This is a genomic window from Janthinobacterium sp. SUN120 (assembly GCF_030397735.1).
Taxonomy (GTDB): domain Bacteria; phylum Pseudomonadota; class Gammaproteobacteria; order Burkholderiales; family Burkholderiaceae_D; genus Janthinobacterium; species Janthinobacterium kumbetense.
The window spans coordinates 265409-282270 of the sequence record NZ_JAPUBW010000001.1 but is presented as its reverse complement, the minus strand read 5'-3'; the positions used below and the strand labels follow the sequence as shown (position 1 = coordinate 282270).

The 16862-nt window shown below is 65.8% G+C and carries 9 protein-coding genes; 6 read left to right on the top strand and 3 right to left on the bottom strand.

Going from position 1 to position 16862, the window contains the following annotated elements; all coding sequences use genetic code 11:
• The first annotated feature begins 7 nt into the window (after positions 1-7).
• Genes O0879_RS01210 through glpK form a run of 4 tightly spaced genes read left to right on the top strand, consistent with a single transcriptional unit; the run spans position 8 to position 5892 of the window.
• Positions 8-2029: an alpha-glucosidase gene (locus O0879_RS01210; RefSeq protein WP_289914291.1), complete on the top strand. Its 2022-nt coding sequence runs from the start codon at positions 8-10 to the stop codon at positions 2027-2029.
• 7 nt (positions 2030-2036) lie between these two features.
• Positions 2037-2798, top strand: a complete 762-nt coding sequence (locus tag O0879_RS01205) for a TSUP family transporter (RefSeq protein ID WP_289914290.1) — start codon at positions 2037-2039, stop codon at positions 2796-2798.
• Positions 2799-2845: 47 nt separating this feature from the next.
• Complete coding sequence (gene glpD / locus O0879_RS01200) at positions 2846-4405, top strand: glycerol-3-phosphate dehydrogenase (RefSeq protein ID WP_289914289.1); 1560 nt, start codon at positions 2846-2848, stop codon at positions 4403-4405.
• The gene (gene glpK / locus O0879_RS01195) at positions 4402-5892 is read left to right on the top strand and encodes a glycerol kinase GlpK (RefSeq protein ID WP_289914288.1); all 1491 of its coding nucleotides are present in this window, start codon (positions 4402-4404) and stop codon (positions 5890-5892) included. Before glpD ends, glpK begins: the two co-directional genes overlap by 4 nt.
• 185 nt (positions 5893-6077) lie before the next feature.
• On the opposite strand, the gene alaC is transcribed toward glpK, so the two are convergent.
• The gene (alaC, locus tag O0879_RS01190; protein ID WP_289914286.1) at positions 6078-7295 is read right to left on the bottom strand and encodes an alanine transaminase; all 1218 of its coding nucleotides are present in this window, start codon (positions 7293-7295) and stop codon (positions 6078-6080) included.
• Between the two features lie 308 nt (positions 7296-7603).
• Here alaC and O0879_RS01185 point away from each other — a divergent pair, with 308 nt between their 5' ends.
• Positions 7604-8287, top strand: a complete 684-nt coding sequence (locus O0879_RS01185) for a pentapeptide repeat-containing protein (protein WP_289914285.1) — start codon at positions 7604-7606, stop codon at positions 8285-8287.
• Between the two features lie 164 nt (positions 8288-8451).
• On the opposite strand, the gene O0879_RS01180 is transcribed toward O0879_RS01185, so the two are convergent.
• The gene (locus O0879_RS01180) at positions 8452-9666 is read right to left on the bottom strand and encodes an MFS transporter (RefSeq protein ID WP_251348267.1); all 1215 of its coding nucleotides are present in this window, start codon (positions 9664-9666) and stop codon (positions 8452-8454) included.
• 120 nt (positions 9667-9786) lie between these two features.
• Here O0879_RS01180 and O0879_RS01175 point away from each other — a divergent pair, with 120 nt between their 5' ends.
• Complete coding sequence (locus tag O0879_RS01175) at positions 9787-10728, top strand: LysR family transcriptional regulator (protein ID WP_289914284.1); 942 nt, start codon at positions 9787-9789, stop codon at positions 10726-10728.
• A gap of 24 nt (positions 10729-10752) precedes the next feature.
• On the opposite strand, the gene O0879_RS01170 is transcribed toward O0879_RS01175, so the two are convergent.
• Positions 10753-16839, bottom strand: coding sequence for a YDG domain-containing protein (locus O0879_RS01170; RefSeq protein WP_289914283.1), 6087 nt, complete (start codon positions 16837-16839; stop codon positions 10753-10755).
• Positions 16840-16862 lie beyond the last annotated feature (23 nt).

The following is a 16862-nucleotide window of genomic DNA, read 5'->3' as shown; positions in this document are numbered from 1 at the left end:
GATCGTCATGCAGTACACACTACACCAGGAAAATGACAGCGTCGCCCTGCGCTGCGCCGGCCGCTTGCTGCTGCGCCACGGCGCCGATGCGCCATGCGTGTTCGTCGGCCAGGGCCGCGAAAGCATGGAAATGTACCGAGGTAACTTCGCCATCGAAGATTACGTCGAGGAGCGCAGCGCCCTGCGCGCGCTGGCCGTCACGCAGGACGGCGACGGCGCCACCCTGAGCTTTGCGCGCCATGCGGGAGACACGCCGCAGCTGGTGCTGGCCGTGCAAGCGACGCCGCATGGCGTGCACCTGGTGGTGCGCTACGCGGCGCAGGGCTGGAACCGGCTGTGGCTGCGCCTGCCCGCGGAACAGGACGAGCATGTATGGGGCTGCGGCGAGCAAATGTCGTACTTCGACCTGCGCGGCCGCCACTTCCCCCTGTGGACGTCGGAGCCGGGCGTGGGCCGCGACAAGTCGACCCATTTGACGTGGCAGGCGGACGTGACGTCCAAATCGGGCGGCGACTACTATCACACGAATTATCCGCAACCGAGCTTCATCTCGTCGCAGCGCTACTGCCTGCATGCCGAGACGACGGCGTATGCGGACTTCGATTTCCGCCAGCCGGACTTCCACGAGCTGCAATTCTGGGCCATGCCCGAGCGCCTGGAATTCATGCTGGCCGACTCCTTCGTCGACCTGGTCGGCGTCGTCTCGCAACGCTTCGGCCGCCAGCCGCAATTGCCCGCCTGGCTGCAAAATGGCGCCATGCTGGGCCTGAAAGGCGGCGAAGAGCATGCGCGCACCATCCTCGCGCAGGCGCAGGAACACGGCTTGCCCGTCAGCGCCCTGTGGTGCGAAGACTGGGTGGGCTTGCGCCAGACGTCGTTCGGCAAGCGCCTGTTCTGGGACTGGCGCTGGCAGCCGCAGCGCTATCCGGACCTGAAAAACTGGATCGCGGACCTGGCCAGGCAAGACATCCGCTTCCTCGGCTACGTCAATCCGTATTTATGCAACGACGGCACCCTGTACCAGGAAGCGCTGCAGCAGGGCTTTTTGGCCACGGCCACCGATGGCGGCGCCTACCTGGTGGACTTCGGCGAATTCGATTGCGGCGTCGTCGACTTCACCAACCCGGCAGCCGCGCTGTGGTTCGAGGAACGCATCCTGCGCCAGGAAATGCTCGATTTCGGCCTGTCCGGCTGGATGGCCGATTTCGGCGAATACCTGCCGATCGACCTGCGCCTGCACAATGGCGTCGATGCGCGCCTGATGCACAACGCCTGGCCGACCCTGTGGGCCGAAGTCAATGCGCGCGCCATCGAAGCAGCCGGCAAGACGGGCGACGCCACCTTCTTCATGCGCGCCGGCTACACGGGCGTGCAGGCGCACTGCCCGCTGCTGTGGGCCGGCGACCAGTCGGTCGACTTCAGCCGCCACGACGGCTTGCAGACGGTGATTTGCGGCGCCCTGTCGTCCGGCTTGTTGGGCAACGCCTACCACCACAGCGACATCGGCGGCTATACCAGCCTGTTCGGCAACCTGCGCACGGCCGAACTGTTCCAGCGCTGGACGGAGATGGCCGTCTTCACGTCGATGATGCGCACGCACGAAGGCAACCGCCCGGACGAAAACTTCCAGTTCTACCAGGATGAACAGGTGTTCCAGCACTTCGCCCGCATGACGCGGCTGCACGTGGCGCTGGCGCCCACCATCCGCGCCCTGGCCGAAGATGCCGTGGCGCGCGGCCTGCCGCTGCAGCGCCCCCTGTTCCTGCACTATGAACACGACCGCGCCACCTACGCCATCCAGGACCAGTACCTGTTCGGCCCCGACCTGCTGGTGGCGCCCGTGCATGCGGCGGGTGCTGCGCGCTGGAGCGCCTACCTGCCGCAGGGCGACGCCTGGATCCACCTGTGGAGCGGCGCCGTCTTCGAAGGCGGCCAGCGCGTGGAAGTCGACTCCCCCCTGGGCCAGCCGCCCGTCTTCGTGCGGCGCGGTTGCGCACAGCAGGATTTCTTCCTGTCGCTGGCGAAATGAGCATGGCATGAGCGTGGCCTCGCACTTGCTGTTCCTGGCCTGCGTGGCGCTGGCCAGCGTCGCGCAGAACTTGACGGGCTTTGCTTTCGGCCTGATCCTGCTGGGCCTGACGGCCGTGCTGCACCTGGCCAGCCTGGGCGACGTGGCCAACGTGGTCAGCGTGCTGGTGCTGGTGAATGCCGCCATCACCTTTGGCCGCACGCGCCCGCAACTGGCCTGGCCCGTATTCGGCCCTGCACTGGCCGTCAGCCAGCTGGGCGTGGGCGCGGGCGTGGCCCTGCTGGGCTGGTTCAGCGCGCAACAGGTGACCCTGCTGCGCTTCCTGCTCGGTTGCGCCATCGTCGTCTGCGCGTGCATGCTGGTGCTGCGCGCCAGCGCACGTGCGCGGCAATCCGGCCTGCCCGCCTTCCTGTTCTTCAGCGGCGTGTCCGGCGTGATGGGCGGCCTGTTCGCCAGCGCCGGCCCGCCCATGGTGTACCACCTGTACCGGCAGCCATGGCCGGCCGACATGATCCGCCATTCGCTGATCGTGCTGTTTGCCGCGAATGCCGTGCTGCGCCTGGCCCTCGTGCTGGCGCACGGCCAATTCAGCCTGACGGCACTGTGGCTGACCCTGGAAGCCTTGCCGCTGGTGACGGGGCTGACGTGGCTGGCGCGCCGCCACCCTTCGCGCCTGCCCATCGAACACGTGCGCCGCGCCGTCTTCGTGCTGCTGCTGGTCGCCGGCCTGGCCCTGGTGCTGCCGCCCGTGCTGGCCCTGGCCGCCTGAGGCGGCGCCTTTTCACTGTTTACCCTTTTTTACGAGACGAACCTTCCATGTCCGCTTCCCGCTTTTCCTCCCTGCCCGCCGACTTCGACCTGCTGGTCGTCGGCGGCGGAATCAATGGCGCCGGCATCGCGCGCGACGCGGCCGGCCGCGGCTTGCGCGTGGTGCTGTGCGAACAACACGACCTGGCGCAGCACACCTCGTCCGCATCCACCAAGCTGATACACGGCGGCCTGCGCTACCTCGAATACTATGAATTCAAGCTGGTGCGCAAGGCGCTGCAGGAACGCGAAGTGCTGCTGCGCGCCGCGCCGCACATCATGTGGCCGATGCGCTTCGTCATGCCGCACGACGCCGCCCAGCGCCCCGCCTGGATGATACGCGCGGGCCTGTTCCTGTACGACCACCTGGCCAAACGGGCCTTCCTGCCCGCCTCGCAAGGCATCGCGCTGGACCGCCATGCGGCGGGCGCGCCGCTGAAGGCCGGCTACCGCAAGGGCTTCGTGTATTCCGACGGCTGGGTCGACGATGCGCGCCTGGTGGTGCTCAACGCGCTCGACGCGCAGGAACACGGCGCGCATATCCTCACGCGCACGGCCTGCGTCGACGCGCGCCGCGACGGCGACGCCTGGCACGCCACCCTGCAAGCAGAGGGTGGCCAGCGCAAGACCTTGCGCGCGCGCGCCATCGTCAACGCGGCGGGACCGTGGACGGCGCAATTTGCAGGCGCGGCCGGCGGCGGCAAGACGCAGGGGTTGCGCCTGATCAAGGGCAGCCACATCATCGTGCCGCGCCTGTTCGACCATCCGAACGCCTACATCTTCCAGAACCCGGACCAGCGCATCATCTTCGCCATCCCCTACCAGGATGACTTTACCCTGATCGGCACCACCGACGAGGAATACAAGGGGGACGTGAGCCAGGTGAAGATCAGCCAGGCGGAGATCGATTACCTGTGCCAGGCGGCGAACCGCTATTTCAAGCGCGAAATCGGCCCCGCCGACGTCGTGTGGACGTATTCCGGCGTGCGCCCCCTGCTCGACGACAGCGCGCAAAACGCGTCGGCCGTCACGCGCGACTACCTGCTGGAAGTGGCGCGCGGCGCAGCGGCGACGGGCGCGCCCCTGCTCAATATCTGGGGCGGCAAGATCACCACCTACCGCAAGCTGGCCGAAGAGGCGCTGGGCCTGCTGGCGCCCCTGCTGGACAATGCTTCCCCGGCCTGGACGGCCCATGCGCCCCTGCCCGGCGGCGACCTGCAGCAGATGAATCAACTCGTGGACAGCCATGATTTCGACGGTTTCCTCGCCCGCTTCCAGCGCGACCACGCCTGGCTGCCGCCCGCGCTGGCGCGCCGCTATGCGCGCGCGTACGGCAGCCGCGCCGCGCGCCTGCTGACGGGCGCCACGTCGATGGCCGACCTGGGCGCGCAACTGGCGCCCGGCCTGTACGAGGCCGAAGCGTGCTATCTGGTCGAAGTGGAATGGGCCACGAGCAGCGACGACATCCTGTGGCGCCGCAGCAAACTGGGTTTGCGCTGCGCGCCGGCCGACGTGGCGCGCCTGCAGCAGTGGCTGGCCGCCCATCTGGCGCAAGAGGTGGCAGCATGACGTATTTGCTGGCCCTCGACCAGGGCACCTCCAGCTCGCGCAGCATGGTCTTCGATGAAACGGGCGCCATCGTGGCCGTGGCGCAGCGCGAATTTCGCCAGATCTTCCCGCAGCCGGGCTGGATCGAACACGATCCCATGGAAATCTGGCACAGCCAGCTGGCTACCTGCCGCGAAGTGCTGGCCAAGACGGGCTTGCAGGCCGATGCCCTCGGTGCGCTGGGCATCACCAACCAGCGCGAAACGACGGTGGTGTGGGACCGCGCCACGGGCGAGCCCGTCTACAACGCCATCGTCTGGCAAGACCGCCGCACGGAGGCGCTGTGCGAGGACTTGCGCGCGCGGGGCCTGGCCGGCGCCATCCACGCAAAGACGGGCCTGGTGCTCGACCCGTATTTTTCCGGCACCAAGCTGCGCTGGATACTCGACGCCGTGCCCGGCGCCCGCGCCCGGGCCATGCGCGGCGAACTGGCCTTCGGCACCATCGATACGTGGCTGGCGTGGCAGATGACGGGCGGGCGCCTGCACGTGAGCGACGTCACCAACGCTTCGCGCACCATGCTGTGGAACCTGCATGAAGGCTGCTGGGATGCGCAATTGCTCGACTGGCTAGGCATCCCCGCCAGCCTGCTGCCGACCGTCCACCCTTCGAGCCACGTGTATGGCGAAACGGATGCGGCGGTGCTGGGCAGCCCCGTCATCATCGGCGGCATCGCCGGCGACCAGCAGGCGGCGCTGTTCGGCCAGACCTGTTTTACGCCGGGCATGGCCAAGAATACCTATGGCACCGGCTGCTTCTTGCTGCTCAACACGGGCGAGCAGTGTGCGCAATCGCAGCATGGCCTGATCAGCACGGCCGCCTGCCAAGTGGGCGCGCAGCCCGCGTATGCGCTCGAAGGCAGCGTCTTCATCGGCGGCGCCGTGGTGCAGTGGCTGCGCGACGGCCTCGGTGCCATCGGCCACGCGGGCGAAGCGGAAGGCCTGGCCGCCTCCGTGCCCGATTCCGGCGGCGTGGTCTTCGTGCCCTCGTTTACAGGCCTGGGCGCACCGTACTGGGTGCCCTCGGCGAAAGGCGCCATCCTGGGCCTGAGCCGGGGCAGCACGGTGGGCCACATCGCCCGCGCCGCGCTCGAAGCGATCGCCTTCCAGAGCGCCGCCCTGCTGGGCGCCATGACGCGCGACGCGCAAGCGCCCATCACGGAGCTGCGCGTGGACGGCGGCGCCTGCGCCAACAACCTGCTGCTGCAATTCCAGGCCGACTTGCTGGGCATCCCCGTCGTGCGCCCGCAAGTGATCGAAACGACGGCCCTGGGCGCGGCCTGCCTGGCGGGCCTGGCCATCGGCCAGTACCGTGGCGTCGACGAGCTGGCAACGCACTGGCGCGCCGACAGGACGTTCCTGCCCACCATCGGCCGCGACCAGGCGGCCAGCCTGATGCAGCAGTGGGAGGTGGCGGTGCGGCGGTTTACGGGTGCCGGCGACGCATAGCCATGCGGAATGACAGGCAAAAAAAAAGCCCGCTGCGGGAGCGGGCTGAATCTATTTCCTTGGAGGAGATAGAGGAGACAAATGAATGATGCCGCGTTGCAGCATATAAAACCACTTTATATTCGTGATGTCAGAAATACGCGGCAGTGATATTAGGGGCAACAGACAATTCCATGCGGCAACTTTTACGTGGCCGTTTCCGTTTTTACGTCGCCGGAACGCAACATATTCTTGATGCCGCGCAACGCTTGCCGGACGCGCGCCTCGTTTTCGATCAGGGCGAAGCGCACGTATTCATCGCCGTATTCGCCGAAGCCGATGCCGGGCGACACGCTCACCTTGGCTTTTTGCAGCAGCAGCTTGGCAAATTCCAGCGAACCGAGGTGGCGGTACGCTTGCGGGATATGCGCCCAGATATACATCGAGGCCTTCGGTTTTTCCACCATCCAGCCCGCCTCATGCAAGCCTTTCACCAGCACGTCGCGGCGGCGCTGGTACTGGGCGCAGATTTCCGTCACGCAACTTTGGTCACCTTCCAGCGCGGCGATGGCCGCCACTTGCACTGGAGTAAAACTGCCGTAGTCGTGGTAGCTCTTGATGCGCGCCAAGGCCGCCACCAGTTCCGCATTGCCCACCATGAAGCCGATGCGCCAGCCCGCCATGTTGTAGCTTTTCGACATGGTAAAGAATTCCACGGCCACGTCGCGCGCGCCCGGCACCTGCATGATGGACGGCGCCTTCCAGCCGTCGAAGGTGATGTCGGCATACGCCAGGTCATGCACCACCAGGATATTGTGCTGTTTCGCCAGCGCCACGACTCTTTCGAAGAATTCCAGCTCCACGCATTGCGCCGTGGGATTGGACGGAAAGCCCAGCACCATCATCTTCGGTTTCGGGTAGCTTTCGCGGATGGCCCGTTCCAGTTCGGCAAAGAAATCCACGCCCGGCCCCATGCGCACGGAGCGGATATCGGCGCCCGCGATGACGGCGCCCCAGATGTGGATCGGGTAGCTGGGATTGGGCACCAGCACCGTGTCGCCACGGTCCAAGGTCGCCAGCATCAGGTGCGCCAGGCCCTCTTTCGAGCCGATGGTGACGATGGCTTCGCTGTCCGGGTCGATGTCGACCTCGTAGCGCTTCTTGTACCAGTGGGCAATCGCGCGGCGCAGCCGCGGAATGCCCTTGGAGGCGGAGTAGCCGTGCGTGTCGGGGCGTTTCACCGTCTCGACCAGCTTGTCCACGATGTGGGCCGGCGTGGCGCCATCGGGATTGCCCATCGACATGTCGATGATGTCCTCGCCACGGCGGCGCGCGGCCATCTTGAGTTCGGCGGTGATATTGAAAACGTAGGGGGGAAGGCGATTGATGCGCGAAAAGCTGCGCGGAGCTTGGCTATCGGTCATGGTTATCTCTGTACGTAAGCGCCCGGATCCGTCCGAGCGACGTTGGCGCAGTGGCTGCGCCTGCGACGATACTAACCCGGCTTCGCAAGAACTGGCAAGGCCGATTCGGACAAGCTACAATACGCGCTGATCGAAAATGAGCGCACCGGTTGGTAACCCGGTAAGTGCCCGGCACCGTCCGGCATGCTCCCGCTCACGCGGACCCACGGCGCTGACCCTTGGCTGTTACACCAGCCGGGGAGGTGTTCTGGTTCGTGCATTTTCCCGCCGCGCCATCCCTCCCCTGCTCTGATTAGGAATAAAAACGGATGGCAACACACGACACCGCAGTAAGCAACATGACCCTGGACCGCGCCGGCATCGAGCAGCAGCTGGCCCTGCCCGTGCGCCACTTCATCGATTGTGCATTCGACGGCGAAGACTTGTCGCGCCTCGATTTGCAGGGCTGTACCTTCGAGCGCTGCACCTTTGCCGAAACCAATTTGTTCGCCAGCAAACTGGCGCGCAGCACCTGGCGCCGCTGCCGCGCGGGCAGCGCCGATTTCGAATCCGTCGACGCCGTCGACGCCACGTTTGAAGGCTGCGACCTGAACAACACAAAATGGCGGCGCGCCAAGCTGGCCTCGGCCACCTACCGCGGCTGCAAGCTGACGGGCGCCTCGTTCGAGGAAGTGGCCCACCTGGGCCTCACCTTCGAAGACAGCCTGCTGGTGGGCGCCGACCTGCGCGGCTTCTCGTTCCGCAAGGCAATATTAAAACAGCTGGACTTTTCCGACGCCTACCTGGCCGGCTGCGACTTCCGCGACGCCATCTTCGAAGGGGGCAGCCTGCGCAACGCCACCATCAAACTGGCGAAGTTCCAGGGCGCGGACTTGCGCGGCGCCGATATCGACGGGTTCAAATTGAGCGAAGCGTCCTTGCTGAAAGGCGCCGTCATCACGCATGCGCAGGCGGCGAACTTCATGCGCGCGCTCGATCTGGTGGTGATTTAATCTGCAAAGACAAAAAAAAAGCCCGCTACGGAAGCGGGCTGAATCTATTTCCTTGGAGGAGATAGAGGAGACAAGTGCATCTTGCGGCATCGCGGCATATCACGCCACTTTATCTTCATGATGATAGAAATAGCCGCTAGTGATAACGAGCCGCCATCAGGGTTTCAAGCCGTGCGGCGCGCGGCCAGCGGCAGAAATTCTCCCAGCCATACCAGCAGGGCCAGGCCCGGAAACGCCATGCCGGTCAGCAAAGTTGCTTGCCAGCCATAGCTGGCATACACCCAGGCGCCGATGGCCGAGCCGGCTGCGCCGCCGGCGAAGAACAAGGCGAAATACAGGCCGTTCAGGCGGCCCCGCACTTCCGCGCCCAGGCTGAAGATGGCACGCTGGCCCAGCACCAGATTCGCCGCCACGCCCATGTCGAGCACGATGGAAGCGACCACCAGCAAGCCCAGCGCCACGTGTTTCGACTCGGGCGCCAGCATCGGCAAGGCAAAGGCGACGACGCCCAGCGCCAGCGCGGCGGCCGTGGCGGGCAAGGTGTGGCCCGCATCGGCCAGGCGGCCGGCGATGGGCGAAGCGACGGCGCCCGCCATGCCCACCAGGGCGAAGATGGCGATGCCCGTTTGCGACAGGCCGAACGCGGGGCTGGACAGCACCAGCGGGGTGACGGTCCAGAACAGGCTGAAGGCGCCGAACAGGCCCGCATGATAGGCGGCGCGGCGGCGCAGCACGGGCGTGCCCAGCAGCAAATGCCACAGCGAGGCCATCAAGGCCGGATAGCGCATGCTCGACACGGGCTGACGCACGGGCAAGGCGCGGCGCAGCACCAACGCCAGCAAGACCATCAGCACGGCGGCGCCGCCAAACACCACGTGCCAGCTCGCATGGGCCGCCACCAGCGAAGCGACGGGACGGGCCAGCATGATGCCCAGCAACAAGCCGCTGACCACCTTGCCCACCGTCTGGCCCCGCGTCGCTTCCTGCGACAGGTGGGCGGCAAACGGCACGATCACTTGCGCCGCCACGGACCCGAGGCCGATGGCCAGCGCGGCGGCCAGGAACACGATGGCACCCGTGGAGAGGGCCGCCGCCACCAGGGCCGTGGCCGTCACCAGCAAGGCAGTGACGATCAGGCGGCGGTTTTCCAGCAAGTCGCCCAGCGGCACGACAAACAGCAGGCCTAGGGTATAGCCGACTTGCGTCAGGGTGACGATCAGCCCGGCCGCCTTGGCCGACAGGCCCGTGGAGGCGCTGATGGGCCCGACGAGGGTTTGCGCGTAATACAGATTGGCGACGATCAGGCCGGAAGCGATGGCCAGCAGCAGCACCATGGCGGGCGCAATGTCGTGGGGAGCAGAAGGTGAGGCCTTGTTCATGTTGTTTCCTCGGTTCGGTAGGGATGTGGCCATTCTAGGCAAAACCGGGGCAAAGATAATTAGGGCATAATCTCCCTACACTTTTCACATAAGATGAACAATACAAGGACAAGCTATCCCATGGACAAGATCAAGGCCATGCAGACCTTCGTGCGCATCGTCGAGGCCAACAGTTTTTCCAAGGCGGCCGAAACCTTGAATTTGCCGCGCGCCGCGCTGACGGCCACCCTGCAAAAGCTGGAAGCCTACCTGGGCACGCAACTGCTGCAGCGCACCACGCGCCGTTTGTCCCTGACGCCGGAAGGGACCGAGTATTTCCGCCATTGCCTCGATATTTTGAAAGCCGTCGACACGGCGGAACTGGCGTTCCGCGGCCCGGACGCGAAAAAACCCCGCGGCTTGCTGCGCATCAACCTGCCCAACACGGTGGGCAGGCGCCTCGTCATGCCCCATATCGCGCAATTCCACGCCGCCTGGCCGGACGTGCAACTGCAGCTGAGCCTGACTGACCGCCTGGTCGACCTGACGCAGGAAGGCATCGATTGCGCCTTGCGCGTGGGCACCTTGCAGGATTCCGCCTTCATCGGCAAACAGGTCGGCCTGATGCGCTTCGTCACGTGCGCCTCGCCCGCCTACCTGGCGCGGCACGGCACGCCGCACACCCTGGCGGACCTGGCCGCGCACCGGGGCATCATGCATTACTCGGGCCGCACGGGACGCGCCTTCGACTGGGATTTCCTGCAAGGCAAGGAAGTGGTGCGCGTACAGATGGCCGGCCCCATCGCCGTCAACGATGCCGACGCCAGCGTCGCTTGCGCGCTGCAGGGACTGGGACTGGCGCAGGCGGCCGTGTACCAGGTGCGCGCGCACCTCGACAGCGGCGCCCTGGTGGCCGTGCTGGCGGATCACCCGCCGACGCCCATGCCCATGTCCCTGCTGACGCCGCAAGGCCGGCTGGCCACGCCCAAGCTGCAGGCGTTTGCGGGCTGGATCACGGCCCTGTTCGAAGCCAATATGGATCTGCAGCCGCCTGCCAGGGAGGCTGCCGCACGGGCCGGCTAGCCCGGGCAAGCACGACCCTGACTGTTACGGCATGGCCGGGCCGCTGGTCATGCCGGCCGGCAACAGGATGCCGCCGTCGAGCACGCTCAATTGCAAGCCCGGCAGCACCTGGCGGGATGCCGGGCCGGCCACGCCGGCCACGACAGGCGCGGCTGGCGCGGCCGCCGCTTTGCCACCATGGGCATGTTCAGCAACCACCATATTGCCCGCCAACGGCACGGCGGCGACGGAAGCGGCCGCTGCCGTCAGCGCATTGCGCAAGGCTTCGGCCGGCTTCACCTTCAAGCTGCCGGCCACATAGCCGATCGCATAGTTGTTCGACGTCTGCCCTGCGGCGGCAACCTTGTAGTTGCCGGCCGGCGAACCCGCGCCAGCCTCCGTACTGAACAGCAATTCGCCGCGCAGTTCCGATGCCACGCTGTCGCCCCCCAGCAAGCCCGCATAGCCGACGTCAAAGACGGGATTAGGGCGCCCCTGGTCCTTCTCGGCATTGTTCACCGTCACGGTCAATTTCGCCTGCGTAATATCGGCCCGCGCCGACGCCGCCGTGTTGACCACATAATTGCCGGCGTCCAGCCCGCTCAAGCGTATGCCATCCACGCGCACCGTCTTGCCCTGTCCCGCATTCTTGTCGGCAAACTGGGCAGCATTGCTGCTGATGCTCAGCTGGTCGCCGGCAAGACGGTCGTCGCGCCAGTTCACGCTGGCAGCGACGCTCGCATCGTAGACCTTGTTGACACCCGTGATACCCACCGTCAGCGCCGCCGGCGTGATGCTGGCCGTCAAGCCGTTCGGGTCGGCCACCGTATAATTGCTGGCCAAGCCGCTGGCCGTGTCGGCCAGGGTCGTGCCCGTCACCGTCACTACCTTGCCCTTGCCCGCGTTCTTGTCGCCGAAGCTGGCCATCATCCCGGCGATGTCCAGGCGTTCGCCTTCGATCAGGCCCGACAGCACACCGCCGCTGACGCTGGCTTGGCGCGTGCCGTCGTAGACCTTGTCGCCCGCCACCACCCCCGTCACCGTCAAGGCCTTGGGCGTGATGCTGGCCGTCAAGCCATTCGGGTCGGCCACCGTGTAATTGCCGGCCAAACCGCTGGCCGTGTCAGCCAGGGCCGTGCCCGTCACCGTCACCGCCTTGGCCTTGCCCGCGTTCTGGTCGCCGAAACTGGCCGTCATGCCGGCGATATCCAGGCGTTCGCCGTCCACCAGGCCGGACAGCACGCCGCCGCTGACGCTGGCCAGGCGCGTGCCATCGTAGACCTTGTCGAGCGCCACCGCGCCCGTCACCGTCAGGGCCTTCGGCGTGATGCTGGCCGTCAAGCCGTCCGGGTTGGCCACCGTGTAGTTGCTGGCCAAGCCGCTGGCCGTGTCGGCCAGGGTCGTGCCCGTCACCGTCACCGCCTTGGCCTTGCCCGCGTTCTTGTCGCCGAAGCTGGCCGCCATGCCGGCGATATCCAGGCGTTCGCCTTCGACCAGGCCGGACAGCACGCCGCCGCTGACGCTGGCCTGGCGCGTGCCGTCATACACCTTGTCGAGCGCCACCGCGCCCGTCACCGTCAGGGCCTTGGGCGTGATGCTGGCCGTCAAGCCGTCCGGGTTGGCCACCGTGTAGTTGCTGGCCAGCCCCGTATCGCTGGCCAGCACGGCGCCCACCGTCACGGCCTTGCCGTTGCCGGCGTTCTTGTCCGAAAAATAGCCGCTCAGGCCAGACAAGATCACGTTTTCCGAGCCGACGAAACCGCTCAATGTGCCGCCCGTCACGCGCGCGTCGGCATTGCCATCGTAGACTTTATCTTGCGCCGCGACGCCGCCGAGCGTCAGCGCCTTGGGCCGGATGGTGCCCGTGATGACGGCGTCCGTGGCGGCCAGGATATAGTTGCCGCTGTCGGCGCCGGCCAGCATGATATCGCTGACATAGACCGTTTTGCCGCTGCCCGCATTCTTGTCCGCGAAATTGCCTCTGGCAGTGACCACGGCAAGACTGTCGCCGCTCACCATGCCGTGCAAGACCGCCGAAGCGCCGCTCAGGCTGGCATGCATGCCGCCGTCATACACCTTGTCATCGGCCTTGATGCCCGTCACGCTGCTGATGGTGGCCTTGGTGATCGCGCCGCTGAAGTTGCCGATTGGCGCCAGCGTGTAGTTGCCGGCCGCACTGCCGCCCAGCGTGGCGCTGGCCGTAATGGCGAGATTGTTGCCGACATTCTTGCTGGCATAAGCGCCGGACAGCAAAAAGCTCAGCTTGGCCACGTCATCGCCCAGCACGCCACTGAGGCTGCCGCCAGCCAGCACGGCAGAGGTGTTGCCGTCATACACCTTGTTGCCCGCCGAAACGCCATTCAGACTGATCTGGCGCGGCGTAATGGTCACGCCGCCATCGACATAGCTAATCAGGTAGCCATTCTGGGCCGTGGAATACACGCCGCTGGCCCGCACCACATAGTTGCCGGCATTGACCGGGCTGCCGGACGCATTGTCATATGTCAACGAGCCTTGCAGCAGGGAAGGATCGACCACCCTGGAATAGCTTACGGTGACCGGATCGCTGGCGAGGCCATCATAGACCTTGCTGCTATGTGACACCGTCACCACCAGGGGCGTCAGGAAGGAACGCAGCAATGGCGTGCTCTGTCCTTCGTAAATCACCCAGGTATTGCTCAAGTCCCACGCCGGGCTGCCCGCGCCGTTGCTGCCGTTGTAGTTGGCCAGTTTTTTCAAATCGGCCGAACTCAAGCCCGTGCCGCCCTGGCTGCCCGCCTGCCCGCTGATCTGCGTATCCCAGTAACTGCCCGTGGCATCGGCGGCGGAGGCGCCGCCTGCCAGCCCGCCCAGCCCCGCTGCGCCGCTGACGGCAACGGCCGCATAGCTGTTACGGATGCTGCCGCCGCGGCTGTCGCCAGCCAGGCCGCCCACATTCACGCCGCCCGTCGCGCTGCCCAGCGCGTAACTGTCGACAATTTCACCCGTATTGCTGCCCACGAGGGCGCCGACCTGCGCATCGCCCGTGACATTGCCGGTAACGAAACTGCCGCTGATTTTGCCCGCGTTCGCGCCGGCGAGCGCGCCCACATCGCTGCCGCCGGTGATCCGGGCGTCGCTCAAGCCCAGGTCCGAGATACTGCCATTTTTGCCGAGACTGCCGATCAGGCCGATTGCAGCGCTCCCCTGCCGGAAAATGCGCAAGTCGGAAATGATGTGGCCGGCGCCATTGAGGCTGCCCGTGAACGGCGACGCGGCGTCACCGACAGGCACGAAGCCTTTGCCGAGCCAGATATCGCCGCCGGCCGTCGCCCCCGCGCTGAAGCTGCTGCCCAGGGTATAGGCTGCCGTCTTGTCCATCGCCATCAGTTGCAGCTGGTGCGCGGAATTGATGGTGGTCGAGTACTCGCCGCTGAACATCGGCAAGGTGCCGCCCTTGCCGTTCATGCCGCCGTTCGATCCCACCGTCACCCAATTGTTGCCCGTGGCGCCAGCCGCCGTCGTGAAATTGAATGTTGGATAACTTGCAGGATCACCCATTGCAAGGTCCGTCAAGCCGACGATATTGTTCGTTCTGCCATTGCCTTGGCCCAGGCCCGTCAGGCCGTGGTTGGCGCTGCTGTTGTAATATGCATTGCTCACGTTGCCACCGAAATCATTGTAGCCAACGATGCCGCCCCGGTTATCGTGCTGCGCATTGACCGCGCCGAAGGAATAGACATTGTCCACAGTCCCCCGGTTCCGGCCGACGATGCCGCCCGCATAGTTGCCCGCATTGACGCTGCCAGTGGCATAGCTGTTGCTGATCCTGCCCGCATAAACATCACCGACGAGGCCGCCAAAACCCTGCTCGGACTGCACATCGCCGGAAGAGTAGACATTGCCGGTCGCATAGCTGTTGCTGATCGTCCCGCCCAGCCGGCCAGCCAATCCGCCGGCGATGGAACTGCCCGTCACGCTGCCCGTCGCATGGCTGTCGCTGATATTGCCTGACGTGAATGCTGCCAGGCCGCCCGCAAAGATATCGCCCGCGACGTCGCCCGTGGCAAAGCTCTTCGCGATGGCGCCAGCGTTTTCAAGCACCAGACCCCCGGCCGTGCCCTTGACTACGGTCACCTTCATGCTGCTGCTACTGTTGCTGACGCTGCCGCCACGTTCATTTTCAGCAACCAGCCCGGCAGCTCCGCCACCGTAATTGGGAGTGTGTTCGATACTGCCGCTGCTGCGGCTGTTGTTGATCACGCCGCCATTCACGCCCACCAGGCCGCCCGCGTAAATATACCCCGTCAGCTTCAGTTCGCCGTACGCACTGACGTTATCGATCAAGCCCGCGTTTCTTGCCGCCAGCATACCCATCCGGATCTGCCCGTACTTGCCTTCCGGCGCCTGTATCCGGGTGTTGACCAGATTGAGGTTGCGCACCACGCCCGACGCGCCGATGGCGCCAAACATGCCGACATCGGCATAGTCCGTCAGCCGGGTGAGGGACAATCCCGTGACGTCATGGCCCAGGCCGTCAACCCTGCCCAGGAATGGCGTCCCTGTGTTGCCGATGGGCACGAAGCCCTTGCCGCCGTCCCAGTCGAGCGTGGCACTGGCGTCGATATGGCGGCCCAGCGCATAGTTGCCTCCCAGGTTGGCATTCATGCCCTGCAAATCGGCTGCGCTCAGGCTGCCAGCCGCACCTGCGCTGTTGATCACCGTATAGCTGATCACTGCGCCATCCGTGCCCTGCCTGGTGCTGAAGTTATTACCCGATGGCAAGTCCACTTCCGCCTTCACGTTGTAGGTGGACAGGTTGCCGGCGGCGACGCCGCGCTGGCCATACTCGAGCGCCAGGCTGGCCGTGCCGGCACCGCGCAGCGGCGCATTGATATTGATATTATTGTGCGCCGTCAAAGTCAGCTTGTTGGCCGACCAGCTGATCGTGTCGTTGACATGGATATCGCCTGCGGCTCCGCCGCTGGCGACCGTTGCAATGGTGACATTACTGGACTTGAGCGCATTGCTGTAAAACGCGCCGGTCTGGTTGCCGCCCGATGCCGCGATCGTGAAATCGGTCGGATCGATCAGCCACATGCCCGTCGCGCCCTTCGTCGCGGCCGTGTTCACCTTCAGCGCATCGTCGATCTTCACGTGCGCGGCCGAGGTGTCGATGAAGCCGCCATTGCCGCCCGCAGGCGCGCTGGCGTCCAGCGTGCCGGCCGCGTTCACCGTGCCGCTTTGCATGTCGCCCAGCAATTTGATCGTGCCGCCGCGCGTGTCGATGCTGTGCGCCTCGATCACGCCCGTGTTGTTGACGACGGTTTTCAGCAAGTCGCCCGCCGCTTGCGCCGTCAGGATGACGCTGCCGCCATCGGCCTGGATCAAGCCGCCGTTATTCACGAGAGCGCCCACGGCGCCCCGGTCCACCGCCACGTTCAGCAAGCCGTCGCCCGCCACGTCCAGCGTGATGGCGCGGCCCGCCGCCAGGGCCACCGAGCCCAGGCGCGCCTGGATCGTGCCTTCGTTCGATACGTTCGCGCCCAGCAAGGCCACATAGCCGCCCGGCGCGCTGATGTTGCCCTGGTTTAAGACTTTACCGCTGCCATTGCCGGAAAACTGGTACTTGCCCGCCATGAAGTCGGCATTGCTGATATCCAGCGTGGAAGCCACCAGGCCGGCCGTGTTCACGGACGCGCCGTGGCCGAACAGCACGCCGTTCGGATTGACGATAAACACCTTGCCGTTGGCCGACAGCTTGCCCAGGATGGTCGTGCCGTCGCTGCCCAGCACGCGGTTCAGGGCCACCGCATTGCTGTTGGGCTGCTGGAACTGCACCGATTCGCCCTTGCCGATATTGAAACTGGCCCAGTTGATGACGGCGTTCTGGCTGCCCTGTTGGATCACGGTATTGCCCGGCGCGCCGTTGATCGTCGCCTGGCCCGCCGCCACCGTGCCGCCCGCCGGCCCCGCCAGGGCCAGGGAGCCATAACCGAGCATCAGCGCCGCCGCCATGCCGGTCAGGGCGAAATGCGCGCCGCCCCCGCTGCTGCCCGGCATCGAGCGCTTGCCGGCGGATTTGACGTTTTCGGAAACGGCGGCGTAGGCGCCGGTGGCCTGGTTCCAGATGGAGCGGTAGATGCGGTTCATGGCAGTGTCCTGATGTTTTAGCT